Genomic DNA, 25,773 nt, shown 5'->3' with positions numbered 1-25,773 from the left:
TCAGTCACCATTGCAACACAAATTGGTTGTAATAAATTCAGCGCAGCAATAAATTAATTAGAATAGAAAGTCTTAGACCTGAGACAGGAAGGATTCCAGCACTTTATTAAAAGCCTCTGGTGTTTCCAGCATGGGTGCATGTCCACACTTATCAATAAACTCAAGCTTCGCATTAGGGATTTTTTCATTGAATTCTTCTGCCACAAATGCTGGTGTTATGGTGTCTTGTTTACCCCATACAAGCAAGGTTGGTACTTTGATTTTATCCAATTGATCCCCCACATTATGTCGTATTGCACTTTTGGCTGTTTTAACCATTTTCAGGCATTTTCGAGTATTGGAAGTGATATCATAAATCTCATCTACCATTTCTTCTGTGGCTACATCATCATCATAAAAAGTCAGATTGATCTTTTTACGAATAAAATCTTTATCCCCTCTCCGTGGAAAACTTTTCCCAAATGCACTTTCATATAAACCTGAACTACCTGTCAAGGTCATAGACTTGACATCATCCATATACTCCAAGACATACAAGAGTGCAATGTGCCCACCCAAAGAATTACCAATGATATGTGGATTTTTAATATCAAAATGCTCTACAAACGATCGAACATATTCCATAAGACTATACACCGAAAGCTTCCTGACATCCATATCAAATATTGGCAGAATAGGAAGGTAAATTCTATAACGATCTTTAAAGAAATGTATCGTTTCATCGAAATTACTAGCTGTCCCGAATAAGCCATGCAACAATAAAAGGACCTCTCCATCGTCAGGACCAACTCCAATAAAATTGAATTTATCTTTCGTTTGAATAGTAAGAGCGTTCATGTATAACTAGGTTATTCCGTGATCAAATATAGTTAAATAATCTTTTTTCGCATTATAAAAACAAAAATCAAGCTGGCATTAAATAGTAATATACCGACGACCTGATGTGCCACTCCATAGAAAACGGGCACTGTACCTACGCTGTGAATCACGGTGAGGATTCCTAATCCTATCTGTGTGACCAACAAACTTATTAACAATATTTGTGCAAAGTGAATAAAGCGATTGGAGTAGTTGGTGTATAACTTCCACGCAAAATACAAAATACTAATGGTCAAGATATAAGCCCACAAGCGATGTGCTGTATGAATAAGCGTCGGGAAGAATGGCGATTTATCATAGTGAATAAAATTCTCAACATTCCATAAGGAATTGTTGAAAATAAGCGATGGAATCCATTCACCTTTCATTTTAGGAAATGTAGGATATAATAATGCAGCTTTCATTCCACTTACCATTCCTCCTAAAAATATCTGGATAAACAATCCACTGGCTAAAAATAAGGACCATTGTGCCAGTGATTTGTCTTTGAATTTACGCACAGGATATGAGGACAAGAGTGTCCACATAACGTATCCCAAGAGTATAACTGCCAGTATAAGATGAAAACTAAGACGATAGGCATTTACCCACGGACGGTCTATCAAACCGCTGGCTACCATAATCCATCCGAATGAAGCTACTAACGCGGCTAGCAAGAAGATGTAAACTACTCTTTTCTTTAACCATTGCGGGAAAAAACCTTTCCACCAAAAAAATATTGCGGGCAACAAAAATACAAACCCCATTATTCGTGCCCAAAGCCGGTGAAAGTATTCCCAAAAATAGATAAACTTAAAATCCTGGAGGCTCATCCCTTTGTTGATCTTTTGATATTGTGGTGTGTCCTTATAGGCATTAAATTCAGAAACCCAGTCACCATCATTCAACGGTGGAATCGTACCTGTGATGATTTCCCATTTGGTGATGGAGAGACCGGAGCCAGTCAATCGGGTGACACCCCCAATCAAGATTTGAAGAAGAATCATTATAAAACCGATCCAGAGCCAAATTTTTACGCCTTTTGAAATTTTTTGATTGACTTTACTCATGATAAATGATCATATAAAAATTTAAAAAAAGAATCATTATTATTAGGATTGTGAAGATGTGGATAGAAAGTTTCACTTCCATTTTTATAAACTGATCTTAACATCAGCCGACCATTTATTCACAATAGTGACCCTCAACATATTATTTCTAATCAGCCTTTTATAACTGCAAAATTACCATTATTTGGTTATACACATAATGTTGTGAATTGTTAGTTTGAAAACTTTCTGCCGCATGGATGACCATAGATGCAGGCCTAAATGTGAATGATCACTGAACAAAAGCTGGAATGATCACAATTTTGATCTGTCAACTGATTTGTTGGAAAAATTTGTGAGTAATGATCCTGTTTTACACGCTATAGTTAACAATTCATCAACAAAATAAATTATGTAAATAACTTATAATCAATTAGTAAGGTATATTATTTATTATTTATGTTTAAAACATTTTATCATATTAAAAATTTATATAATTTGTCCTGCGAAACAAGAACTATACTATGGGAGACTTATTACATTATGAATCTGACAACACAGTAATTTTGGAATTATTAGAACAAGGAATTCATTTTTCCGAATACTTATTGTCGCACTTCAATATTCAAACGGGACAACGTTACCCTGTTATTGCACAATCTGAGAAACCAGGAATATCCATGGTGAGATGGGGAATGGAAAATCCTATGTTACCTGAAGCACCCAGGTTATCCTATCTTTATGGACCGTCTATTGAAAAACAGGAAAGTCTGCATACCATATTTCGGCATCAAAGAATTCTGATTCCGATTAAGAAGTTCATTTATAACCAGGATCCTGGTACGAGTATAATAATCAAACATCCCGAGGACAAAATGCTTTGGATGGCGGGTTTGTGGTACGAAGATCAGCAAGGCACGAAAGGATTTGCGGTAATCACGCAAGATAGTGGTGATGAGCAGCGAAATAAAATACGACGTATCCCTTTATTTATTAGTCATAAGTCTCTAATAAATAACTGGTTGGATCGTAAAAATGGGAATATACCTGATCTTGATAAATTGATGGTTGCCAAAACCAAAGCTTTTGTTAGTAAGGAAAGCATGTCTGAAGTAGAATCTTAAGTAGTGCGAGTAGTTATTCAACGGGTTAGCAGGGCATCAGTGGAGGTAGAGGGAAATCAAAGTGGTGCTATAGAAAAAGGTTTGTGTGTATTTTTAGGTGTACAAAAAGATGCAGATGAACAGGATCTCGTGTGGCTGACGAAAAAAATCATTAATCTTCGAATTTTTAATGATGCGTCAGGCAAAATGAATCTTTCGGTTCTTGATGTGAATGGAGACATTTTGCTTATCAGTCAATTTACGCTCCATGCTTCTACCCGCAAAGGAAACCGACCCTCATTCATTCAATCAGAAAGGCCGTCTCGTGCTGAAGAATTATACAATACATGCATTGGCTTGTTGGAACAGGAACTTGACAAACCCATTCAAACCGGTGTATTTGGAGGCGATATGAAGGTATTTATAGAAAATGACGGTCCGGTGACGATTCTTATGGACTCTCAACAAAGATGGTAGCATGGAAATCAGGGAATATCAAAAAAGGGTTGACGAATGGATTAAAAAATTTGGAGTTCGATATTTCGACGAAAAGACAAACGGTCTGATTTTGATGGAAGAGGTTGGTGAATTAGCTCGGCTCATTGCACGGATATACGGCGAACAATCGTTTAAGCAAGAAATTCATAAAAAAAAGGCCTTGGAAGACGAGATTGGGGATATTTTATTCGTTTTAACCTGTCTGTCAAATCAAATGGATATTAATCTTGAAGAAGTAATCGCTGAAAACTTTTCTAAAAAGTCAAAACGAGACGCCCAAAGACATTTTGAAAATCCTAAATTAAAGGAATAATATAGAAAAGAATAGCCGTGCAGGAGATATTGGTTATAAAAGACCCGTTCATAATTGATTCAAATGGTGCCAATATATGAAAATATTGCTGACCCACAGGATACTTACAACAATCAGTTGTTTGGGTTGATGAAGATTACGGAAGCAATCAATGAAAATGCTTCTATCACAGATCTGTTTGAAATTTATAAAAATTCCATCGAACGATATTATGAACCAGGCAGTGTAACCTTGTGTGTTAATACAATTCGGGGAATGAAAGTTTTATCCTCGGATCCGACGAAAACCTGGTCCGACTATGCGTCTGCTTTCAAGAAGTTTTCCGAAAAAAAATCCAAATTTTTTCGGTCCTCCAATGGGGAAATTTTTATTCCTGTGTATCATAAGAAAGAATTAATTTCTTTGGTGCACCTGGAGCAAATTAATGTGCAGGATAGTACCAGGTTTAATTTTCTAAAAACGATCACGAACTTTGTAGCCATCGCTATGGAGAATAAGCGATTGTTTAAGCTGCGAATTGAGCAAGAGAATTACAAAACTCAGCTTGAACTGGCGCGGCAAATCCAACATTCATTGATGCCGCAATACTTTTCGGATACCCGCGAATTGGAATTCAAAACCTTATACATCCCACATAGTGAAATTGGTGGGGATTATTTTGATTTTTTTCACATTGAGAATAGTAACATCAGTATATTTTGCATTGCAGATGTAGCAGGTAAAGGCATTCCTGCTGCACTACTCATGGCTAATCTGCAGGCTAGTCTGCGGAGACTGAGCATAAATTATTCTGATTTGACTACGCTTTTGAAGGGACTGAATAAAGCCGTATACGAATCTACAAAAGGCGACCGTTTAGTTACTTTGTTTATCGGTGCTTATGACGTCATCAAAAATGAACTGCAGTATATCAATGCGGGGCACCCCTACCCCATCCTTCAAACCCGTGCACAGGGTAGTTGCTATTTGAAAAAAGGAACTACGCCCATTGGCATAAATGAAACACTCCCTGAAATATCTGTAGGTCGCGAAATAATAAAGGATGAAACCGTTATTTTTTCATACACGGATGGATTGGAGGAATTGCGAAATAATAAAGGTCAGATGATGGGCTACCATAATATCCTGTCTACACTGCACAAATTGCCTTTCGGAAATATTGAGATGATTACCGAAAATATGAAGGAGTTCATCGAAAAATTCAAGGAAAATGAACCAATTGGGGATGATATCACTGTTTTATTGTGTAAGATTAAACCAGAAGGAATAGTCAAATAAGGTATGCACAACGAGAAAAATAAAAATTTAGCGGCTTTACTCGCCTTTTTCGGCGGAATCGTCGGATTGCAGCGATTTTATCTGGGGCAGGTAGGCCTAGGTTTGCTCATGGTTTTCTTTGCGATATTTACTTTGGGTTCAGTGAGTGCAATTATCGGTGTTATCGATGCGATAATATTTTTAACGATGAGTCCGGACAAATTTGATCTGAAGTACAATAATTCAGATGCGACGGCCCGGCATCGAAAAGGACAACCCCGGTACAGATCATACAGGCGAAGATATTCCGGCAGCGTTGAATCGGATCCGATGGGCCGCAGAGATCGTCGAATAAGTAGAGATGAGTATCGGGCTAGCAGAATGAATGACATGAGAAAAACGGACGGACCATACCGAAAACGCAACAGAAGAAAGCAGGTACCCACCTCAAAAAGAGAGCGAAGAATGGTTCTGAAGAAGATTGATGAATTAAAAACACGTGGAATTGAAAAATTCAAGGACTATGATATGGAGGGTTCCATCCAGGAGTTTAATAAAATATTAGAAATAGACCCCCACAACATAGCTGCAAATTTTAATGTTGCCTGTGCTTATTCACAATTGGAAAAGCCGGAAAGGGCGATGTTGCACATCAGTGAAGCTGTAAAAGCAGGTTTTGATGATTTTGAGCGAATCAGAAAGCACAGCAAGCTGGCTTATGCACGAATTCAACCGGAGTGGGAGGATTTTGAGCGAAATGGTTTTATATATGTTGAAAAGGAAACGGTCGTTTCACGTGAAACACTACAGGATCCAGAAGAGGAAGAAGATTTGGTTTCTGACCCGAATCTCAAAGCCATGAACGAAGAAGATAAAGCAGATCTCCTCGCTCATCTGCACACACTGAAAGAACAACGTGAAAAAGGAATTATTTCAGAGACCGAATTTGAATTGGAACGCAGGAAACTAATGTCTTCCTGAGTCGTTATTACATGAAACACTATGATTGCCAAACAAATTATATCAAACAATTTTAAAAATGTCTCCATATCCAATACGGTTGATGAAGCATTGAAAATTTTAGATGGGAATAAGACTCGTCATTTGCCACTTATTAAAAGCAAGGCTTTTTTGACAATAGTCGATGAAGACACCCTGCGAATCAGCCAGCCGGGTACCACGCTCCGGGAACTTACTAAGAAAGGAGTTCGTGTGTTTGTGCGGGCCCAGGACCATATGCTTGAAGCAGCAAAGAAAATGGCCAATGAAGGATTGACCATCATGCCAGTACTTGATGAGGAGGACACCTATTTGGGTGTCATTACTATTGAAAAATTGTATGAAGAAATCATATCGACCTATGATTTGGGGTCCGAAGGTAGTTTGCTTGTATTGGAAGTACCTCAACAGGACTTTTATCTATCTGAAATGATTCGCATACTTGAAATGGAAAAAGTTCATATTTTCTCTGTGTTAGTATCTACGGGAAACTATCCGGTTATTGAAATAACGTTAAAAACAGATATCAAGGATATTAATACTGTGTTACAAACTCTTGAACGGTATTCCTATAAAGTAAAAGCTTACTATGAAGATGATAGCTATAGTCATCAGTTAAAGGATCGGTATGAATCACTAATGTCCTACCTGAATGTCTAGTCTCTGGCTATAACAGCTGAGAAAAATAATTTCAACAATCTGTATTTTTCTATATCTTGGAACGTTAGTCTTAAGGCTGAAGCAGAAGTTTTATCTGTGGAGTTACTTGGATTATTTGAAATATTAATCTTATTCATTGTTTCACGAAGTGAAAATAAACCTGTGACTAGGGATGAATCAACAGTCAACAATCATGGGATAATGGATTATTTCAAATATTTGCGATATAAGATGATTATTTTGGATGTAAACCGCATTACTTTAAAGGTTTACAATCTAGATGTACATTTAATACGTATAGCGATATGAAAAGATCGGGATAGATAAAGTATGGATTGGATATTGGAAAATGCGAAGAAGTTATTCATCTGGATAGTCATAATGACAAGCAGCATGGCATGGCATCTTCCCGTTCAGGCCCAGCACACGCCTAAAAAGTATTTGGTCCGACAAATTTCTTTTGAAGGCAATGAAAAGACCCAAAGCAGCCGATTGCTCCGAGAAGTCGTCGTCCACGTAGGAGATTCGTTGACACTCAAAGAGATTACCCAAAAGTTGCAAATCAGCAAAGATCATATTAACAATATTGGATTGTTTACAGATGTTTCCACCAATCTTTATTTTGATGAAGAAAATGATAATAACGTACGCTTACATTTTACTGTGAAGGAAGGTTTATTCTTTATACCTATCCCAATCATCGAACTTGCTGATCGAAACTTCAACGTGTGGTGGTCAGAACACAACCGGGATATTAAATTTCTTAATCTGGGAATGAATCTCAAACTTCGGAATATCACAGGAAATGCAGATGAAATTGATGTCCTGGCCCAATGGGGATATGACCGGAAATTTATACTGAATTATGAAAGTCCCTACTTTGACCCGGGCCGAAAATGGAATTTTGACTTCAGGACTTACTATGCATCCAACAAAGAATTAATATACAATACGCTGGATGGAAAACCTCAATATCTGCGTGACGATGATCAGTTTTTGCGGTCACGATTTGAAACAGGTATGGCTTTTACTTACAGACCGGCTCAGAATAGTTTTTATAAACTTTTTTTTGGTTATTTTTACAATACTATAGCTGATGAAGTATTCGAAAAAAACCCGGACTATTTTCGGGGTGCATCAGAACAGCGGTATGCACAAATCAAATTAGAATATAAGCTGGAAAAAAGAAACAATAAATACCTGGCCACCGACGGGTGGTATTTACTTGCTTCTCTGGCCCGTAATGGAATTGCAGATTCTGATCAGTTAAATTCCTGGGAGTTGGAAGCAAATGTGTCCTATTTTCAACCGTTAAATGAATATTGGACGTGGTCGCATGCCGGAATTCTGAGAGGTCATTTTAGTCAGGAAAACTACCCGTACTACGATCTCTACCAATTGGGTGGTGAGCCGGAATACATTCGCGGGTATGAATATTATCACATTCAGGGTTCAAGTCTCGGGGTTTATAAAACCAGCGTCATGCGAAAAGTGTTTGACCGAAAAATAAATTTGGGTAAAATCATGCCCTTTACAAATTACCGGGAAATGGATGCTAAGTTATATCTTTCACTCAATATGGATTATGGTTATGTGTATGATAGTTATTTTAAAACCAACCCTTTTGTGAACAGGAGCCTTTGGGGCGGGGGCGTTGGTCTCAATGTTTTGCTATATAATAAATTTAGTTGTTCCTTTGAAGCTAGTCTAAATGAAAGAAAGGAAATTGGCGTATTTTTTCATCTCAACCGAAATTTTTAATGAGGATTCTTTTATATGCGAACGTACTAACATCAGAAAGCGAACCTTACTTCTTTGAAGTAATTGATACACTTAAGGAATTTGGTGTTCATATAGGGATTTACAAAGATATCCGCAATCATTTTATAGAATCAAATGCCGAAGCTGTTGCCGGATATGAGGTAATCCATGATTATTATCAGCTGAAAGAAGAAATGTATGATTTTCTACTTTCGCTGGGAGGTGATGGCACAATTCTCAATGCTACCCTATTGGTAAAGGATGTCAATATTCCAATATTGGGGATTAATCTCGGAAGATTAGGTTATTTGTCTAGCGTGGAAAAAACCAAAATACGAGAAGCTATTCAGGATCTATTGGAAGGAGCGTACAGCATCGATGAGCGGACGATGTTGGAATTGAAATCAAAACCAGAGTTGTTTAAGGAGCAAAATTTTGCGCTGAATGATTTCACGATCCACAAGCGGGATAATTCATCCATGATTACGGTACAAACCTATATGGACGATGAATTTTTAAACACCTACTGGGCAGATGGCTTAATAATCAGCACTCAAACCGGATCAACGGGGTATTCGCTGAGTTGTGGTGGTCCGATCGTGGCAATCGGCTGTGACAACTTTATTATTACACCTGTTGCACCACATAATCTCAATGTAAGACCCGTCGTTCTTTCCGAAGATGTTACGCTGCGCTTCAAGGTTCAGGGACGTGCGGACAACTTTTTGTGTACGCTCGATTCGCGGTATGAATTGATTACTTCAGAACATGAAATGACCATTAAAAAGGCCGATTTTAAAATAAAATTGGTCGACCTGGAAAAAATGTCTTATTTCAAGACATTAAGGAATAAACTGATGTGGGGAAAGGATCTGCGGAACAAAAAGATGCACTAAGAAAATAAACTTGTTGCTATTTGTTGCATTACTTCTCTTCTCGCTACGTAGTCGCTTAGCTGTCCTAATTTGTTCAGATTGATTATTTCAAATAATTTCTGTATTTTGTATTTTAATACCAAGTACTGATAATGATTTGATGGCCATGCGTTTTCTGACCAACGTTGACATTTCCAACTTCTATGCGAACTTTGTCAATCTCGACAAGCAGGATTTTGATGTCATAATCGAAGAGTTTCAGGCAAATAAGAATCTGATCGGATTGCTCTCGGTGGAGCAACAGTTGGAATTGAAAATTATCTATCTTGAAGCCCTGTATCAAATTGGGAAATATGGTAGCTTTCTACGCGAGGTCGATGAAATCATCGAAGACTGCATCCGGTACCATCGGGTTGATCAACCCCATCGGGAGGTCTATGAGGAATTGCTGTTTAAAAAATCGACAGCGCTATTCCACCAGGGGTTTGTCCAACAGTCCGAATATGTAACGACAGAACTAGTAAAAATTAATCCGGAAAAAACTTTGTATCAAGCGCTGCTTACCCGGATCTATTATAGAAAAAATGAATCCAGATTTCATTTTATAAAAGTCTTTTGCTTGTTTTTGATCGTTTTTTCTGCCCTTGTTTATGGGTCCAATTTGTTGATTGTCTATTATTTTTATGGCGAGCACTTGCCGGTGCTATTTGATGTGGGATTTTTCACACTTAATATTGGCGTGTTGGTCTATGTGATCAGCGAAATCTGCCTGTTTGGAGAAGCTATTATCCGTTCCCGGAGAAAAGTGCGTCAAGCCACAGAGCGAAAATCACGGAAAGAGCAATAGCGACCCGGATTTTTTGATCTGTTCCCCCTGATTGTTTGTGAGTTCTACTTGCACGACATATACATCTGCAAAACCTTCTTTGCCCTGGTGTTGTCCCTGCCATCCTTCCGCCGGATTATTTGTTTCAAAAACCAGACTCCCGTACCGGTCAAAGATGCGGAAATTATACGAAGTGATGTTGCTTTGAGGAACAATGATCGGACGGTAAGGAGGCTCATTGGAATGATAGGCATTGGGAAGTTCCACGATGGTCTCCCCGTGGAGGCAAACCGTATTGGATTGCATGGAAAAATCTGTCGTACTGTCTGATTCGGCATAAAATACTTCCCCACGGGCCACGACATAGTAGCACACGGAATCTATGGGGTTGTTTTCATCGTAAGCATGCTGGAAATGAGTTGTCGAACCATCGACGGATCCGAGAAAAGAAAAACCACCATTGGACACATAGTACACCACATATTCATCCACGTGCCACTCTTCATCGCTTACATCGGTCCATTGGATCTGGAGATCAATGCCTCCGTTAAGTTTTCCCTGGGTCAGCAAAGCCTTTTTGGGACGTGATTCAATGGTATTACCGCAGCTGTCTTGCAACGATATTTTATACTCCGGATTATTGGATGAAATAGCTGGTAAAGTATATTCATATTGATTTACAGCACGCTGGTGAAGATCGGTGGGAGGTATATCCGCCGAAGAACCATTTTTGTGGAGCTTGAATGGAAAGGTCGGTGTATGGTTATTGTTCGTCCACAGAATGGTGGCTTGATTTTGATTGTTAATGGTAATGGCACCGATGACGATCCAACGGATGGGTTCTTCAACATTGGTCGTGAAGGTGATTGGATTGGAATATGCCACCTGATCACGTTCGTGTCCGGCCTCCCGGACATAGAATGTATATTCCTGACCGTGGTCCAGTTGTTCGTACCGAAATCTGGTATCACCGACAGCCAGATCTACGGAATCAGTGACCTGGTCATTCCGAACTACGAACAATGTAGAAGATGCTGTACCTCCTTGCCAGTACGAAAACGGTTTAAATTCGAAAGAAATCCCGCTTTCACACGGAACTGTTTCATAGGTCAGCCAGGAGGTGTGGTAAAAACTATCTGGTTCCGGGAAGGTGTATCCACAAGCCAATGAAGCTGAAACTGAGTAATACTCGATATCATGGCCAGCCAATCCGCGGGTATCGGTGTATGAGTTTCCCTGGATGCCACTCGCCAATACGGAGGAGCTTCCGCTAACTACAGAATTTACGATATACCGGACTCCGGAGATCGGTTTGTTTTTCCATGTTAACCGTACATCGCCGTTCGTCAGGACGCGCACGGAATCCAGTTGCACGGCTTCACGCATGGCAGCAAGTGAAATCGTGTCTGACCCGATCCGTCGACGATCGGGACATTGGATTTTAAGTTCCGCATAGACAGCGTGCGCTGTTTTAAATACATCATCCCGGATTTCCCCATTTAAAGATGTACCAGAGTACCAGGTATTGAATGGTGAATTTTCAGATTCTTGAATAAAAACGAATAAAGAGTCTATGACCGGATTGGTACAGCCCGGTGCAGATACCTCCCAGGCTATTCGGTCATGATCATAACAGGTGAAGTTTACAATCCCCTGTCCTCTGCCCGTAGGAAGCGCGGCCACAAAGAAAAATGCCAAAAAAAAGATCGATATTCTAATCATATGCGTTACAGTAACGTTTGTAAGTGTGCAGACACTATAAATAGAACAAATTATTCGATAGAAGCGCATAAGATCGTTAACTTTGTCGGATTGAGGTTATTTGGAATGTAGTTTCTTTGAACCTCTTATTTTAAATGTAATAAATACCACATATAATGTTTAAATTTTTAAAGGATCTTTTCGGTACGAAGCATGAGCGGGATGTCCAATCCTATATGCCCAAGGTCGAACAGATTAATGAATATTTTCAGGAATATCAATCTTTATCCAACGATGAGCTTCGGCAAAAAACAAATGAATTCAAGGGCCGTATTGCCGAATATCTGAGTGATATCGATAACGAGTTGGAAAAACTCCAGGCTCAGGCGGTGGAAGAAAAGGATTTTGGAGTAAAAGAGGAGTTGTTTAACGAGCTGGACCAGATGGAGGAAGACAGGAATACCTACCTTGAAGAAATCCTAATGGAGCTTTTACCTGAGGCATTTGCTGTGGTGAAGGAAACGGCGAACCGGTTTAAGAATAACAAGGAACTGATCGTGACAGCCACAGATTTTGATCGTGATTTAGCTGCATCTCATGATTTTGTGGAAATAAAAGGTGAACAGGCCGTATGGAAAAACGAATGGCTGGCTGCCGGAGCGGAGATACAATGGGATATGGTCCACTATGATGTTCAGTTGATCGGAGGGATGGTGTTGCACGATGGGAAGATAGCAGAGATGGCAACAGGAGAAGGAAAGACGCTGGTGGCTACTTTACCTGGTTATCTGAATGGTTTGTCGGGGCGAGGTGTTCACATAGTTACAGTGAACGATTATCTGGCCAAGCGGGATTCTGAATGGGTGGGTCCCATTTACCAGTTCTTATTTCTTACGGTGGATTGTATAGATAAACATCGGCCCCATTCTCCACAGCGCCACCAGGCTTACATGAAGGATATTGCATTTGGGACCAACAACGAATTTGGGTTTGATTATCTCCGGGATAATATGGTTCGGTCGCAAGAAGAACAAGTGCAGCGCAAGCACCACTACACCATTGTGGATGAGGTCGATTCGGTTCTTATCGATGATGCCCGTACACCACTGATTATTTCCGGACCAATCCCCAAGGATGCCGATCAACAGGAATATGTGGAGTTAAAGCCGATTGTCGAACGGGTGGTCAATGAACAGAAAAAATTAGCGACAGAGTATCTGGCAGATGCGAAAAAACTAATCCAGGCCGGCAAATTGGGGCATGAGGAAGATGAAGGGGGAATGGCGCTGCTTCGATCGTACAGGGCGTATCCCAAATACAGACCATTGATCAAATTCCTCAGTGAGGATGGAATCAAATCCATCCTACAGAAGACGGAAAACCATTATATGCAAGAACAGTCCAAGCACATGCATATCGTGGACGAACCCCTGTATTTTACGATCGATGAGAAAAATAGAGGAGTGGAAATCACTGAAAAGGGGGTGGAGTATTTATCCAGATACCAGGATGATCCACAGTTTTTTGTCATGCCGGACCTGGCGACCAGCCTCAATGAGATCGATCAGCAAGACATCTCCGAGAAAGAGAAAAAGGATCAGAAACAATCTTTGATTCTGGAATATTCAGAAAAATCCAAACGGCTTCATTCCGTCAGTCAACTGCTTAAAGCCTATGCTCTGTTTGAGAAAGATGAAGAATATGTGGTGATGGATGGCCAGGTCAAAATAGTGGATGAACAGACCGGTCGTATGATGGAAGGACGTCGATATTCCGATGGATTGCATCAGGCTTTGGAAGCGAAGGAGAACGTCAAGGTGGGAGAATTGACTCAGACTTATGCTACTGTAACTCTGCAAAATTACTTCCGAATGTATCACAAACTATCTGGTATGACTGGTACAGCAGAGACAGAAGCCAGTGAGTTGTGGGAGATATATGAACTGGATGTGTCGGTGGTGCCAACAAACAAACCCATTATTCGAGATGACCGGGATGATTATTTATTCCGGACACAACGCGAGAAATATGCGGCTGTCATTGAGGAAGTGAAAGAATTAACCGAAGCCGGTCGTCCGGTTCTGGTCGGTACGACATCCGTGGATACTTCGGAGAAACTCAGCAGAATGCTGAATATTGCCAATGTTTCTCACAATGTCCTGAATGCCAAACACCACCAACGTGAAGCAGAGATTGTAGCCGAAGCCGGAAAACCGGGACGGGTGACGATCGCTACGAATATGGCGGGTCGGGGTACCGATATCAAGATTCGGCAAGAGGTCAAAGATGCGGGTGGTTTGGCGATTATTGGTACCGAACGCCACGATTCACGTCGGGTGGACAGACAGTTGAGAGGACGTGCAGGAAGACAGGGAGACCCTGGAAGTTCTCAGTTTTTTGTGTCATTGGAGGACAATCTGATGCGCTTGTTTATGAATGAACGTGCCATAAAGATTATGGATCGGATGGGGCTCAAAGATGGGGAAGTCATTCAGAATCGAATGATGACCAAATCCATTGAGGGCGCACAGAAAAAAGTGGAAGAAAACAACTTTGGAATTCGGAAGCGATTGCTGGAGTATGACGATGTCATGAATATTCAGCGGGAAGCTATTTACAAAAAAAGAGAAAATGCCCTGACAGGAGAACGGTTAATCGTTGATCTTCGAAATATGGTTGAAGGTTTTGTGGATAGCTTGGTGTATGAACATAAATCAGCCGGGGATTATAATTCATTCCGAGAAGCTTCTTTGAGAGAGATTGGGTATGACCCAGAAATAAAAGAAGAAGATTTTGAAACCGGATCTGTGGATAAGCTATCAGATCAATTCCGGGAGGACGTATGGAAGTTCTATGAAGAAAAGGAGAATTACATCAAGCGGATCATGCTTCCCATCATCAAGAATGTATATGAAAATGAAGGAAATAAATACAAGCGGATCACCCTCCCCTATTCTGACGGCAGCTCCAAAGTATTGAATCTGACTGCAGATTTGAAGAAAGCTGTGGAGACCGAAGGTTATTCGATTATGCGAGATCTTGAAAAAACGGTTACACTGGCTCTGATCGATGAAAACTGGAAAGAGCATCTTCGGTATATGGATGAGTTGAAGGAGTCGGTCCAGGCTGCATCATTTGAGCAGAAAGATCCATTGGTGATTTATAAGATGGAAGCCTACAATCTGTTTGAAGAATTAATATATAAAATTAACAGGGAAGTATCCGGGTGGATCCTGGGTGGTAAAATTATGATCGAAGAACCCCGGGATGTTCGTGAAGCGCGAACGGAACGAACGGACCTGAGTAAGATGAAAACAAGTCGTTCTGAAGAAGAGCAAGCAGCTCGCCGGGCTGCTGAAAATGCGGGCGGTGAACGTCAGAAAGTGGAAACATTCGTTCGTACTGAAAAGAAAGTGGGACGGAACGACCCTTGTCCTTGTGGGAGTGGTAAAAAATTTAAGCAATGTCATGGACGGGTTTAATTGAAAATTTATTTAATTTCGGTTAGCCAAAGCACATATTCATGGATATTCGTAAACACATTGATTTTACCCTGCTCAGACCCGACCTCGTTTATTCCACGATCGATGAACATGTCGATAGAGCCATCGAAATGGGATACTATTCAGTATGTGTTCCGCCTTTTTTTGTAGAACACATCCGTCGGCGGGTTGAAAATGAACGGTTTAAAATCTCAACAGTGGTTGGCTTCCCCAATGGATTTGACTCCTATAAAAGCAAGGTAGAAGAGATTAAAGAGGTCATCAGTGACGGGGCATCAGAAATCGATGCTGTGCTCAATATCAGTGCTGTTAAAACGGAAATGTGGTCCTACGTAGATCGGGAGATAGACAGTCTGTCCAGTATGTGCAGAGTGAAAAATGCAAAACTGAAGTTGATCGCAGATCACAATCTGCTCACCCGGGATGAGCTTAAAATTATCGTGGATTATTGTGTGAAATACAATGTAGAATACATAAAAACCGGCACAGGTGTCTATGGAGATACTACGCAGGAGATGGTTTCGTTTTTAAAATCATTGTGTCCGCCAGAATTGAAAATAAAAGCTGCCGGAGGCATCAGGACAGTCGAACAAGCAGAAACACTGATTAAACTGGGTGCTGACAGGATCGGGACTAGTTCCTTGTTGTAAATGCTCAGGCATAAATTCATCAACCCGGCAATCAATATTCACTTGTACTTCTGATATAATCAGAAACTTCCACAACGAATGCAGCACCTAATATTTAGCATAAGTCGAGATGGGAGTTCGATGCTTTTTCTGATGGTTGATTGCAATAATTGATCAGGATACTGCTTCTGTATTGCAAAGTAAATCGATGCGGTTAACCCATGAAGTATTGTTTCGCCAATTTAATAGGAACATCAAATTATGAAGACAACGAAATTACTCTTACTTGTGTTGATAACTTTTTGTGCACTTGAGTGGGGATTTGCTCAGGAGATTATGTTCGTAGAAACCACTCACGTCCAAAAAGCGATGCGGGAATATCAGGCCAGGTATGAGGATAACACGGAACTGGAGGGCTATCGGATCCAGTATTTATTCACTACCGATCGGAGAGAAATGGAGCGCATCGAACGCAAGTTTGACGAGTTGTACCAGTATATCCCCCACGAATGGGAACATGACCCACCTTATTACCGACTCTATGCGGGATCTTTTGTAGCGCGTTCAAATGCGATGCAGTTATTGGCTCTGATACGAGAAAATTTCCCGGAGGCCTTGTTAATTAATGCAACGGTACCTATTGATAAGGTGATTCAGTGTCGGAAAAATCTTATACAGAAGTGAAAACGAAAAGTAGTCCTACATACGACTGGTTGTTGTTTGTCTTATTTTTCGCCATCCTTATCATAGGGTGGTTTATTAAGGTAGCGGCCACGCCAGCTACTTCTTGGAGTGAAGTCCATATTTGGAGTCTGGATACTGCTGTCGGAATGCAAACTTTTTGGACCATCGCGGCTGCACTGGTCTTTTTTTCGGCGTTATTGATTGAGAAGAAGTTTTGGAACGTTTTTTCCTTGCCGATCTATTTGATCAGTTTGCTATTTTTGGTACTCGTGTTGATATTTGGATCCGAAATCAATGGAGCCAAAGCATGGCTCAATGTAGGGGGCATATCCATTCAACCTGTGGAATTTGCGAAGTTTGCAACTTGTTTATCTCTTTCGAATTATCTGGCCAACCCTTCTGTAAAAGTGACCAATGTGCGATCCATGTTGATCGCGTTTGTGATTATTGTGATTCCGGTTTTGCTGATATTGATTCAACCTGATGTCGGATCAGCTCTTATATTTTTTGCGTTTAGCTTTGTATTATTTCGAAACGGACTGAGCATCTGGCCATTTGTGGTGGTGTTTTTATTGGGGGTGGTATTTATCATGACGCTTAGTTTTACCGTTTATAGCACCATTGCTTTTTTGTTGCTTTTACTCATGTTTGTTTATGCTTCACAATATAATTTCTCAAAATACTGGATTGGAAGTATATTGTTACTTGCCATTGCGAATGTGGTTTTTTTCAAAAATGATCTCGATGTATTGATCTTGATTATCGATGGTGCTTTTGCCCTGGTGATGACCTTGTTGACTATCCGGGAAGGAAAACTTCGCTTGGTTTCCATGGTTACGTCGGTCTTGCTCATGCTCTCAGCTTTATCCTATACTACTTCTTATGTGTTTTATAATGTTCTGAAGCCACATCAGCAGGATCGACTCAATGTGTGGTTACATCCTGAAAGATGTGATCCAAGGGGGAGTTTATATAATGTGGTATTGTCCAAAATGGCTATCAGTTCGGGCGGTATCGATGGCAAGGGGTATATGCAGGGGACACTGACTAAGCTGAATTATGTGCCGGAGCATACCACTGATTTTATCTTTTGCATTGTGGGTGAAGAACAGGGATTTGTTGGTTCGGTCATCATTATGGCTGTCTTTCTTATTATGGTAATGCGAATTCTTTATGTCGCAGAACGATCCAGTACCCGGTTTGTGACCAACTTTGGATATGGGCTGGCAGGTGTGCTGTTCTTTCATGTCTTTATTAATATCGGAATGACGCTGGGGATGGTTCCGGTGATCGGCATTCCATTGCCTTTTATTTCATTTGGAGGGTCTGCATTACTGGGTTTTACCCTTATGTTTGCAGTATTTATCAACATTTCCCGAAAAAACGTCTAGTATTGAGTTTTACGTTTGACATAGATTATAATGACAAAAGCTCCGACGCGCGGGCTGGTCGATTGCATACACCACGAGGAGTGATTCATACACCTATTTTTATGCCGGTGGGAACCGTGGCTACTGTAAAAGGCATTCACATGTCGGAATTGGAAGAAGTCATTCATGCTGAAATTATTTTGGCCAACACATATCACCTCTATTTACGCCCCGGACTCGAAGTGATTGATAAAGCAGGTGGAATCCATTCCTTTAATAGTTGGAAAAAACCAGTTCTGACGGATTCAGGCGGTTTTCAGGTTTATTCCCTGGGTAAAAACCGAAAGATCACGGAGAAAGGAGTGGAGTTCCGAAGCCATATTGACGGATCAAAACACTTATTTACACCGGAATCGGTGGTGGATATACAGCGAACCATCGGGGCTGATATTATCATGGCTTTTGACGAATGCACGCCGTATCCATGCCCAAAGGATTATGCCAGGGATTCCATGCATATGACACACCGGTGGTTGGATCGTTGCTTTGATCAGTTCAGTAAAACGGATACGGACTCAGCCGTCCAACAATGTTTGGCGCCCATTGTGCAAGGGAGTGTGTATGCAGACCTTCGTGCTCAATCAGCAGCGTATATTGCTTCCAAAGAGGCGCCGATTAATGCCATCGGTGGTCTTTCTGTGGGAGAGCCGGATGAGGATATGTATGCCATGGTAGAACTTATAAATGGTATACTGCCGGCGAGCAAGCCCCGGTATCTTATGGGGGTGGGAACACCAGCCAATTTATTGGAAAACATTGCCCTGGGGATTGATATGTTTGATTGTGTGCTTCCTTCACGAAACGCTCGCCACGGAATGTTGTATACGCATGAAGGAATTATTAATATAAAGAACGAGAAATGGAAGAAGGATTTCTCGCCCATTGATGCCCGGAGTAACGCCGATACCAGTCGTCGACATAGTAAGGCATATTTGCGACATCTATTTTTAAGTAAAGAATTATTAGGCGCGCAGATAGCTACTTTGCAAAATTTGACCTTTTATCTTCAGTTAGTACGTGCGGCCCGGGAGAAAATCAAACAGGGTGTTTTTGATACCTGGAAAGAAAAAGCCATTACACAATACAGTCAAAGATTGTAGATGAAAATTATAGATCGGTACATCCTGGGTAAGTTTTTGAAAACGTTTTTCTTTACGGTTTTGTTATCAACGGCTGTATCGGTGGTTTTTGATTTTAGTGAAAAAGTGCAAAAGTTGGCCGATACGCAATTGCCAGCCAGTACGATTATTAAAGAATATTTTATCCCTTTTATTCTTTTTATTGACAGTACAATATGGCCTATTTTTATTCTGATAAGTGTCATTTTTTTCACCTCCAGATTAGCCAAAAACAGTGAAATCCTATCTGTGTTGAATGCAGGTGTCAGTTTCAGACGGTTTTTATATCCTTATATTCTCGGTGGTATTATTGTATCAGGAATACATTTGTTCGCGAATCATTTTTTGATTCCCTATGGTGAAAAATCCCGTATTGTTTTTATTGCTAACCACCTAAGTGACAATAAAAAGAAGATCCGGGAGAGCAATATCCAACAAATGCTCACCCCTGAATCCATGATTTATATCCGGACCTACAGACCCTCAGATACATCTGCCTACGATATCCAGTTGGAAAAGATCCAGAACGACCGGATCGTAGAAATTATAAAGGCGAATAAAATGGAGATTGTGGAAGCTCCGTTTCAGTGGAAGCTATATGACTATTCGATAAGAACATTTGAAGGGGATCGTCAACACCTGGAAGTTCATAAAAACAAATATCTGGATACGACGCTTTACATCAAACCGGGCGACTTTATACAGATTGATGAATTTGAGCGAACCTTTACGACGTTTGAGTTGTATGACCAGGTTCAGGAACAAAAGCTCAAAGGGTTTTCGAATGTTACCTCATCGTGGATTGAGATTCATCGAAGAACCGCAGATGCTGTTACGTCATTTATCCTGACAATTCTGGCTGTGAGTATATCATCCCGCAAGGTGCGCGGGGGGCTGGGACTTCATTTGGCAGCTGGACTTTTGATCGGTGCGTTGTTTATTTTATTTTCAAAATTCAGTATTACCTTCGCTAATTCTGCTGTGGTTCCCCCCGCTCTTGGCGTTTGGCTTCCCAATATAGTATTTGGGTTTCTCACCTTTATCATGTTTAAGATGACGCAACGGTAGGCGTACAATATTCAATCTGACGTGAACGTTAATATTTGTACAACTGATTGATAGTCAGATGTATTAGGATATGTTTAATGACTATAACAGTAATTTAAGAGAATATTGTTTAACCAAATTAGGATTTTCATTAAACAAACATTATATTTGTAACAGTCAACAAACAAAATTTAATACAATGTCCAGATTTGAATTTTCGAACAACTTCGACGAGCAAACCAAAGTTCTACGGAGCTTTGCTTTCTCGCTGACCAAGAATGATGAAGCAGCGCACGATTTGTTTCAGGAAACAGCGTACCGGGCTTTTAGCAATAAAGAAAAATTTCGACCAGGTACTAATTTCAGAGCCTGGTTGATGACCATCATGAAGAATATATTTATCAATAATTACCGGCGACGGAAAAGATACAATACAATTTCAGACCACACCAGCAACCTTTACTACTTGAACAGTGGTGAAGATGATATCTTCAACAAAGGTGAGGTGACCATGTTTATGGAGGAGCTTTTCGAAATTATTGACGAGTTGCCGGAATCTTTGCGCGAGCCTTTTCAAATGTATTACGAAGGGTTTAAATATCATGAGATAGCCGATAAACTAGACCTGCCATTAGGGACTGTCAAGAGTAGAATATATTTTGCACGAAAAGAACTCAAAGAAAAAATCAAGGTGCAATACAATAACATTTATGAATTGAATTCGCGAGCTAGTTAAAATGAGTATGATATCCGAGCAGCACTATCGTGCCTCCTAAATCATCTTCATGGAACAACCAGCTCAGGAACAGATAGTCCGATTTGGAAAACTACTTCTGAATTGGTACACCGAAAATCCCAGGCCGATGCCCTGGAAAAATTTCAGCGATCCGTATACCATATGGATCGCTGAAATTATTTTACAGCAAACCCGTGTGGAGCAAGGCACGCCTTACTTTGAGCGATTTATCCATCGATTTCCCGACCTTCAGTCTTTAGCCACAGCTTCTATTGATGACGTGCTGGTATTGTGGGAAGGGTTGGGCTACTACAGCAGAGCCCGGAATCTTCACGAGACAGCCCGATATGTTTTTCTAGAATTAGGTGGGGAATTTCCAGATACGGCTGCGGGGCTGCAAAAATTAAAAGGAATCGGACCATATACGTCAGCAGCGATAGCGTCGTTTGCGTATGGAGAATCCATTGGTGTAGTAGACGGAAATGTCAAGCGGGTGACTAGTCGGTATTTTAATATTGAGCAGGATATTACTTCAAGCCGAACCTCTAAATTTATCCAAGATCTGGTCAATAGAATTGTCCAGGAAATTCCTTCAGCAGAATTTAACCAGGCAATCATGAATTTTGGGGCAATGATGTGTGTACCACGGCAGCCCGATTGCGCCAGTTGCCCGGCTCGGAGTACGTGCCGTGCCTATCAATTGAAAAAGGTTGATGATCTTCCGTATAAGTCCGGTACCACCATTAAAAAGAAACGTTGGATAAATTTTGGGGTATACGTGAACCAGGGCAGAGTGGCTATGATTCAAAATAAATCTTCCAATATTTGGAAAAATTTATTTATATTTCCAGTGATCGGTTCGGAGAAAGGTCTTGGCTCATTTCTTGAATCTTCAAAAAAAAGCAAAGCCCCCGACCTGCCTTTATTAGGTAAAATGAACTGGGAGCTTTCCCACCGGAAGTTGCACTTGCAATTCTATCTGGTTGACCAACCGCCCACCGATTGGGAACAAAATGGAAAAATCATGATGGTAGAGTCAAAAAATTTGGAGAACTTTGCAATACCACGACCTCTGCGTTTGTTTTTAAACAAGATATCTTATAACTTAAGCATAAAGAAAAGCGATGATCAATAAAGTCATATTAGTCGGAAACCTGGGAAAAGATCCTGAAGTACGTGTCCTCGAAAGCGGAACAAAAGTTGCAAAATTTCCTATGGCGACCAATGAAAACTACCGGGATAAAAATAATGAATGGCAGACGGTGACAGAATGGCACAATGTTATTTTGTGGCGCTATTTGGCTGAAAGTGCGGAAAGGCAACTCAAAAAGGGAAGCCTTGTCTACATTGAAGGTAAACTGACGCACCGAAAATATCAAGACAAAGATGGCAACGACCGGTATGTCACTGAAGTGGTTGCGAACATCATGCGTTCACTCGAACGAAGGGATAGTCAGGGGGGAGGATCTCCATTTCCATCGGAAGAAAATGATCCGTTCGTAGCCGGTAGCTCGTCGGGTTCTTCTTCAGGGTCAAATGCTAGCTCGGCGCCCACATCTTCGGCCTCTGATTCAGACGAAGAAGAGGATGATCTACCGTTCTGACAAAATGAAAGGCTGTTCACTTTTAATTTTGAGTTTTTTTTTGTTTTTCGCCTGCGGAGGGGAGAACGAAGCTGCGTATGGCCCCAAACCACGAATGTATCCGTATGAAGAGCTTCCCGAAGCTGATTATGTAACCGTCTACGATAAAACAGATTGCGGGTTTACATTCCGAAAATCAACACATGCGCTGATTCAAGATCGACAGATGTATTTTGATGACAAATTACCGGACAACTGCTGGTTCGATTTGACTTATCCGAATTTGCGCGCAAATATACATTTTACCTACTACCCCATCGGAGCGGCACATACTTTTGAGGATTTATCTGCAGAAAGCTTCCAGATGGTATATGAACATAGTGCAATAGCCAGCAGTATTGAAGAAATTCCGATCAATCAGGATGGCCGGACGTCCGGAATGTCTTTCGAACTCAAAGGACCGGTGGCATCTCCCTTTCAGTTTTTTGTAACCGATACCTCCGAGCATTTTCTCAGAGGTGCATTGTATTTCCAGGTTCAGCCTAATCCGGATTCTATTGCACCTGTTTTGAAATATATTCACGCGGATATGGACACCCTTATCAAAAGTATTGAATGGCAGTAAAACAAAGCGATATCGTTGACGTTAGTGTGGTATGAGAATACTATTTTTACTGTTGATGTTCACGATTGTGATGGGCTGTAACAAGGAGGACAACAAGACAACTACAAAATTAGATTTGGTCCTGGAGTTGAGGTATGACGGATCTCCTGTGTCAGGACCACAGCGCTGGTACGCTATTAACGATTCAGTAGAGATGCAATTCAGTAAGGTTAGTTTTTACTTGTCAGACTTCAAGTTGCAAAACGAATCTGAATCTCTTGATATGGTCGATGTCCTGCATGTGTCCTTTTTACAAAATACAAGCGGAGATGTGGTCCGGGAGACAGAACAGACACTTCGATTTGAGGTGCCATCCGGAGATTACAGTTCACTGTCTTTTGGATTGGGGCTGACAGCAGCTCAAAATGCTACCCTTCCTGCCAATCATGAAGCCGGTTCTGCCATGAGTCTGACCAGTGAATATTGGCCGGCGTGGCAAAGCTATATTTTTACTAAAATAGAAGGTAATTTCAAACTCCATGATTCCTCACCAGGTGCTTCTACACTCCATACAGGGGGAAACGACACCTATCGCATTTTGGAATGGAATGACGGGTTATCCTTTCGTGGTGGAGAAGTCAGGGAGATTATTATTCCTATCGACTTGAAAGAGATCTTGAAGGATTATCCGCTTACAGAGGCGCCTCGACTTCATCAATTGGAACAGTTACCTTATATGAATACCATTGCAGATGGCTTTTTGGAGTCAATGGTCAATTAATTCGTTGAAACCTTGATTTTTCAAAATTATTTTCGTATATTTTCGGCGTTTAGTTTTAAAATAAATTTAGCATTATAATGAGACGGAAAAAGAACTACACCATGGGTGAAGGGAATTATTATTTCAATGTAAAAAGCGGACATCAGATGATAACCATCTACCGAAAGGAAAAAAAGGCCGCGGTCAATGCTTTTAATAACTACATTAAAGTTGGGAAAGACGTAGAATGGTTAGGATGCTGGGATGGTAAAGACTTTAAAGAAACCAGCGAACCCTCGGCATAAGGAGGCATTATTTCCATAGCATAAGAATAAGGAAGAAAATTTAAAAACAACCTGTTCGGAAAACCCCGGGCAGGTTGTTTTCTATTATTTGGAGGTCTTCCTGCTGTTGAAAGTCCTCGTAGTGACTGATGGAAGTGCAGCCGATACAGATCCCAACCCTATGGTGGGATCGTCCGTGGGGAGGATGCGCTACGACGGGAATACCGAAGCCAAGTTTAACTCGCAAAAGTCAAACGTCGCCCAAATTTGGGCTATGTAATATGCCCAATTTTGGGAGTTAAGCAATTGATGCACTGTAGATTATGCATCATAATAGTTTGACGTGGTGAATAAAGCGGCTTAAGCTGCCGGACTTCGTTCTTGGAGCAATGGTGCTCCGTTTCAACTGTGAAAAGAAAAGGTTTTGCGAAGGCTTGATATGAGAGTACGGCTAGGGTGCGTGAGAGAAAGGACTAATTCTGAATGTATACCAGGTAAATGAACCGTCTCTTAGAATATCTGACAGCTTGTATTTTCGTCACCGTATGCTCCCTCATAGCTTAGATCTCGAAGCCAGAAAGTTTTATGTAGATCCTGATCAGGAAGATCCTTGTTTGTAGTGAAATAGTCCAAGCGCAACGAAGTATCTTGATGTTACGCATCATTTCTATTTCGGCTTTACAGAGCCGGATCAATACTAAAAACACCACTCGAAGGACGGGGTAGATACCGCTTTATGGGACAATTTTATCGGTAATCGGCGAGATCAGCGGGCAGTAAAATAAAACGTAGCGCATGCCACACTACACGGATTTTAGATCCTCGCTTTTAGTCCAGCTTGTAGATTTCCATAATATTGCTCAGGATTCCTTGAAAATCAATTTTCAAATCAACCAGTTTGCCGGTATGAACATCAAAAACCCAACCGTGAACTTTCAGGCCCCGATCACGAATGGCTTTTTGCACCACCGCTGTCTTGATCATATTGACGCATTGTTCCTGGACATTGAGTTCGACAAGTCGGTCGTACCTTTTGTCTTCGTCGACGATGCTATTTAATTCTTTATTGTGTAAGCGGTATACATCACGGATGTTTCTCAACCAGGGGTTGAGTAGCCCCAGATCTGCAGATTGCATGGCTGCTTTTACCCCACCACAGGAATAATGGCCACATACGATCGCATGCCTCACATTCAGATGCTTGACGGCATATTCTATCACAGACATGGCACTCAGATCTATACTGATCACCATATTGGAAATGTTTCGGTGTACAAACACCTGGCCTGGCCCTAGCCCCATCAGGTCTTCAGCGGTTACACGGCTGTCCGAGCAACCAATGTACAGTAATTCAGGGTCCTGACCATTGCCTTGTTTTTTAAAGAAATCAGGATCCACATCCAGTTTTTCCTGAATCCATTTCTGATTATTTTCAAATACGTCTTTAAGTCTCATGGCTTTTATTACTGGTTAAAGGATATGCAAAGAAACAAGA

General features: G+C 40.9%; 25 protein-coding genes. 21 read left to right on the top strand and 4 right to left on the bottom strand.

Features of this window, described 5'->3' with window-relative positions; translation table 11 throughout:
- Positions 1 to 72 precede the first annotated feature (72 nt).
- Both KUV50_RS08375 and KUV50_RS08370 read right to left on the bottom strand, forming a co-directional pair.
- Positions 73 to 837: an alpha/beta fold hydrolase gene (locus KUV50_RS08375; RefSeq protein WP_222579673.1), complete on the bottom strand. Its 765-nt coding sequence runs from the start codon at positions 835 to 837 to the stop codon at positions 73 to 75.
- A gap of 32 nt (positions 838 to 869) precedes the next feature.
- The gene (locus KUV50_RS08370; RefSeq protein WP_222579672.1) at positions 870 to 1,928 is read right to left on the bottom strand and encodes a COX15/CtaA family protein; all 1,059 of its coding nucleotides are present in this window, start codon (positions 1,926 to 1,928) and stop codon (positions 870 to 872) included.
- Between the two features lie 503 nt (positions 1,929 to 2,431).
- Between KUV50_RS08370 and KUV50_RS08365 the strand changes: the two genes are divergently transcribed.
- From KUV50_RS08365 to KUV50_RS08325, 9 genes are all read left to right on the top strand, one after another.
- Positions 2,432 to 3,031: an SOS response-associated peptidase family protein gene (locus KUV50_RS08365; protein WP_222579671.1), complete on the top strand. Its 600-nt coding sequence runs from the start codon at positions 2,432 to 2,434 to the stop codon at positions 3,029 to 3,031.
- A 3-nt stretch (positions 3,032 to 3,034) separates the two neighbouring features.
- Positions 3,035 to 3,487 (top strand): D-aminoacyl-tRNA deacylase, encoded by a 453-nt coding sequence (gene dtd, locus KUV50_RS08360; protein WP_222579670.1) that lies wholly within the window; start codon positions 3,035 to 3,037, stop codon positions 3,485 to 3,487.
- Position 3,488: 1 nt separating this feature from the next.
- A complete protein-coding gene (locus KUV50_RS08355; protein WP_222579669.1) occupies positions 3,489 to 3,821 on the top strand; it encodes a nucleotide pyrophosphohydrolase in 333 nt (110 codons plus the stop codon).
- A 63-nt stretch (positions 3,822 to 3,884) separates the two neighbouring features.
- Positions 3,885 to 5,099: a PP2C family protein-serine/threonine phosphatase gene (locus tag KUV50_RS08350; RefSeq protein WP_222579668.1), complete on the top strand. Its 1,215-nt coding sequence runs from the start codon at positions 3,885 to 3,887 to the stop codon at positions 5,097 to 5,099.
- A gap of 3 nt (positions 5,100 to 5,102) precedes the next feature.
- Complete coding sequence (locus KUV50_RS08345; RefSeq protein ID WP_222579667.1) at positions 5,103 to 6,059, top strand: TM2 domain-containing protein; 957 nt, start codon at positions 5,103 to 5,105, stop codon at positions 6,057 to 6,059.
- A 21-nt stretch (positions 6,060 to 6,080) separates the two neighbouring features.
- Positions 6,081 to 6,737, top strand: a complete 657-nt coding sequence (locus tag KUV50_RS08340; RefSeq protein ID WP_222579666.1) for a CBS domain-containing protein — start codon at positions 6,081 to 6,083, stop codon at positions 6,735 to 6,737.
- 393 nt (positions 6,738 to 7,130) lie between these two features.
- Positions 7,131 to 8,498, top strand: a complete 1,368-nt coding sequence (locus tag KUV50_RS08335) for a BamA/TamA family outer membrane protein (RefSeq protein WP_222579665.1) — start codon at positions 7,131 to 7,133, stop codon at positions 8,496 to 8,498.
- Positions 8,498 to 9,394 (top strand): NAD kinase, encoded by an 897-nt coding sequence (locus tag KUV50_RS08330; RefSeq protein ID WP_222579664.1) that lies wholly within the window; start codon positions 8,498 to 8,500, stop codon positions 9,392 to 9,394. Before KUV50_RS08335 ends, KUV50_RS08330 begins: the two co-directional genes overlap by 1 nt.
- A gap of 139 nt (positions 9,395 to 9,533) precedes the next feature.
- Entirely contained in the window at positions 9,534 to 10,220 is a 687-nt protein-coding gene (locus tag KUV50_RS08325) for a hypothetical protein (RefSeq protein WP_222579663.1), read from the top strand.
- Here KUV50_RS08325 and KUV50_RS08320 read toward each other — a convergent pair.
- Positions 10,203 to 11,897 (bottom strand): gliding motility-associated C-terminal domain-containing protein, encoded by a 1,695-nt coding sequence (locus KUV50_RS08320; RefSeq protein ID WP_222579662.1) that lies wholly within the window; start codon positions 11,895 to 11,897, stop codon positions 10,203 to 10,205. The two genes, KUV50_RS08325 and KUV50_RS08320, sit on opposite strands and share 18 nt — an antisense overlap.
- Positions 11,898 to 12,076: 179 nt before the next feature.
- On the opposite strand from KUV50_RS08320, the gene secA reads away from it, so the two are divergent.
- The 12 genes from secA (at position 12,077) to KUV50_RS08260 (ending at position 24,299) form a co-directional block, all read left to right on the top strand.
- A complete protein-coding gene (gene secA, locus KUV50_RS08315; protein WP_222579661.1) occupies positions 12,077 to 15,382 on the top strand; it encodes a preprotein translocase subunit SecA in 3,306 nt (1,101 codons plus the stop codon).
- Positions 15,383 to 15,423: 41 nt separating this feature from the next.
- A complete protein-coding gene (gene deoC / locus KUV50_RS08310) occupies positions 15,424 to 16,053 on the top strand; it encodes a deoxyribose-phosphate aldolase (RefSeq protein WP_222579660.1) in 630 nt (209 codons plus the stop codon).
- A gap of 240 nt (positions 16,054 to 16,293) precedes the next feature.
- Positions 16,294 to 16,716 carry a hypothetical protein gene (locus tag KUV50_RS08305; RefSeq protein ID WP_222579659.1) on the top strand — a complete coding sequence of 141 codons (423 nt, stop codon included), beginning with the start codon at positions 16,294 to 16,296 and terminating at the stop codon, positions 16,714 to 16,716.
- Positions 16,713 to 18,107 carry a rod shape-determining protein RodA gene (gene rodA / locus KUV50_RS08300; RefSeq protein ID WP_222579658.1) on the top strand — a complete coding sequence of 465 codons (1,395 nt, stop codon included), beginning with the start codon at positions 16,713 to 16,715 and terminating at the stop codon, positions 18,105 to 18,107. Before KUV50_RS08305 ends, rodA begins: the two co-directional genes overlap by 4 nt.
- A 2-nt stretch (positions 18,108 to 18,109) precedes the next feature.
- Entirely contained in the window at positions 18,110 to 19,246 is a 1,137-nt protein-coding gene (gene tgt, locus KUV50_RS08295; protein WP_222579657.1) for a tRNA guanosine(34) transglycosylase Tgt, read from the top strand.
- Positions 19,247 to 20,332 carry an LptF/LptG family permease gene (locus tag KUV50_RS08290; RefSeq protein WP_222579656.1) on the top strand — a complete coding sequence of 362 codons (1,086 nt, stop codon included), beginning with the start codon at positions 19,247 to 19,249 and terminating at the stop codon, positions 20,330 to 20,332.
- 178 nt (positions 20,333 to 20,510) lie between these two features.
- The gene (locus tag KUV50_RS08285) at positions 20,511 to 21,047 is read left to right on the top strand and encodes an RNA polymerase sigma factor (protein WP_222579655.1); all 537 of its coding nucleotides are present in this window, start codon (positions 20,511 to 20,513) and stop codon (positions 21,045 to 21,047) included.
- A gap of 49 nt (positions 21,048 to 21,096) precedes the next feature.
- Positions 21,097 to 22,182, top strand: coding sequence for an A/G-specific adenine glycosylase (gene mutY / locus KUV50_RS08280; RefSeq protein WP_222579654.1), 1,086 nt, complete (start codon positions 21,097 to 21,099; stop codon positions 22,180 to 22,182).
- Positions 22,172 to 22,651 carry a single-stranded DNA-binding protein gene (locus KUV50_RS08275; RefSeq protein ID WP_222579653.1) on the top strand — a complete coding sequence of 160 codons (480 nt, stop codon included), beginning with the start codon at positions 22,172 to 22,174 and terminating at the stop codon, positions 22,649 to 22,651. The genes mutY and KUV50_RS08275 overlap by 11 nt, the downstream gene beginning before the upstream one ends.
- Positions 22,635 to 23,255, top strand: a complete 621-nt coding sequence (locus tag KUV50_RS08270) for a hypothetical protein (protein WP_222579652.1) — start codon at positions 22,635 to 22,637, stop codon at positions 23,253 to 23,255. Before KUV50_RS08275 ends, KUV50_RS08270 begins: the two co-directional genes overlap by 17 nt.
- 31 nt (positions 23,256 to 23,286) lie before the next feature.
- Positions 23,287 to 24,015: an MbnP family protein gene (locus tag KUV50_RS08265; protein WP_222579651.1), complete on the top strand. Its 729-nt coding sequence runs from the start codon at positions 23,287 to 23,289 to the stop codon at positions 24,013 to 24,015.
- Between the two features lie 77 nt (positions 24,016 to 24,092).
- Positions 24,093 to 24,299 (top strand): hypothetical protein, encoded by a 207-nt coding sequence (locus tag KUV50_RS08260; protein ID WP_222579650.1) that lies wholly within the window; start codon positions 24,093 to 24,095, stop codon positions 24,297 to 24,299.
- 807 nt (positions 24,300 to 25,106) lie between these two features.
- Here KUV50_RS08260 and KUV50_RS08255 read toward each other — a convergent pair.
- Positions 25,107 to 25,733 (bottom strand): carbonic anhydrase, encoded by a 627-nt coding sequence (locus KUV50_RS08255; RefSeq protein ID WP_222579649.1) that lies wholly within the window; start codon positions 25,731 to 25,733, stop codon positions 25,107 to 25,109.
- Positions 25,734 to 25,773 lie beyond the last annotated feature (40 nt).

It is taken from the genome of Membranihabitans marinus, assembly GCF_019802045.1.
Classification (GTDB): Bacteria; Bacteroidota; Bacteroidia; order Chitinophagales; family Saprospiraceae; genus Membranihabitans; species Membranihabitans marinus_A.
This window is presented reverse-complemented; position numbering and strand designations above follow the sequence as displayed.

Bases quoted from the DNA above. Each gene is read 5' to 3' on its own strand.
- KUV50_RS08335 (WP_222579665.1), top strand. From the start codon at position 7,131: ATGGCATGGCATCTTCCCGTTCAGGCCCAGCACACGCCTAAAAAGTAT.
- KUV50_RS08355 (WP_222579669.1), top strand. From the start codon at position 3,489: ATGGAAATCAGGGAATATCAAAAAAGGGTTGACGAATGGATTAAAAAA.
- KUV50_RS08255 (WP_222579649.1), bottom strand. From the start codon at position 25,733: ATGAGACTTAAAGACGTATTTGAAAATAATCAGAAATGGATTCAGGAA.
- KUV50_RS08290 (WP_222579656.1), top strand. From the start codon at position 19,247: ATGAAAATTATAGATCGGTACATCCTGGGTAAGTTTTTGAAAACGTTT.
- KUV50_RS08345 (WP_222579667.1), top strand. From the start codon at position 5,103: ATGCACAACGAGAAAAATAAAAATTTAGCGGCTTTACTCGCCTTTTTC.
- KUV50_RS08365 (WP_222579671.1), top strand. From the start codon at position 2,432: ATGGGAGACTTATTACATTATGAATCTGACAACACAGTAATTTTGGAA.
- KUV50_RS08270 (WP_222579652.1), top strand. From the start codon at position 22,635: ATGATCTACCGTTCTGACAAAATGAAAGGCTGTTCACTTTTAATTTTG.
- KUV50_RS08260 (WP_222579650.1), top strand. From the start codon at position 24,093: ATGAGACGGAAAAAGAACTACACCATGGGTGAAGGGAATTATTATTTC.
- KUV50_RS08375 (WP_222579673.1), bottom strand. From the start codon at position 837: ATGAACGCTCTTACTATTCAAACGAAAGATAAATTCAATTTTATTGGA.
- mutY (WP_222579654.1), top strand. From the start codon at position 21,097: ATGGAACAACCAGCTCAGGAACAGATAGTCCGATTTGGAAAACTACTT.
- KUV50_RS08305 (WP_222579659.1), top strand. From the start codon at position 16,294: ATGAAGACAACGAAATTACTCTTACTTGTGTTGATAACTTTTTGTGCA.
- KUV50_RS08285 (WP_222579655.1), top strand. From the start codon at position 20,511: ATGTCCAGATTTGAATTTTCGAACAACTTCGACGAGCAAACCAAAGTT.
- KUV50_RS08370 (WP_222579672.1), bottom strand. From the start codon at position 1,928: ATGAGTAAAGTCAATCAAAAAATTTCAAAAGGCGTAAAAATTTGGCTC.
- secA (WP_222579661.1), top strand. From the start codon at position 12,077: ATGTTTAAATTTTTAAAGGATCTTTTCGGTACGAAGCATGAGCGGGAT.
- KUV50_RS08265 (WP_222579651.1), top strand. From the start codon at position 23,287: ATGAGAATACTATTTTTACTGTTGATGTTCACGATTGTGATGGGCTGT.
- KUV50_RS08325 (WP_222579663.1), top strand. From the start codon at position 9,534: ATGGCCATGCGTTTTCTGACCAACGTTGACATTTCCAACTTCTATGCG.
- KUV50_RS08350 (WP_222579668.1), top strand. From the start codon at position 3,885: ATGGTGCCAATATATGAAAATATTGCTGACCCACAGGATACTTACAAC.
- KUV50_RS08340 (WP_222579666.1), top strand. From the start codon at position 6,081: ATGATTGCCAAACAAATTATATCAAACAATTTTAAAAATGTCTCCATA.
- KUV50_RS08275 (WP_222579653.1), top strand. From the start codon at position 22,172: ATGATCAATAAAGTCATATTAGTCGGAAACCTGGGAAAAGATCCTGAA.
- deoC (WP_222579660.1), top strand. From the start codon at position 15,424: ATGGATATTCGTAAACACATTGATTTTACCCTGCTCAGACCCGACCTC.
- KUV50_RS08330 (WP_222579664.1), top strand. From the start codon at position 8,498: ATGAGGATTCTTTTATATGCGAACGTACTAACATCAGAAAGCGAACCT.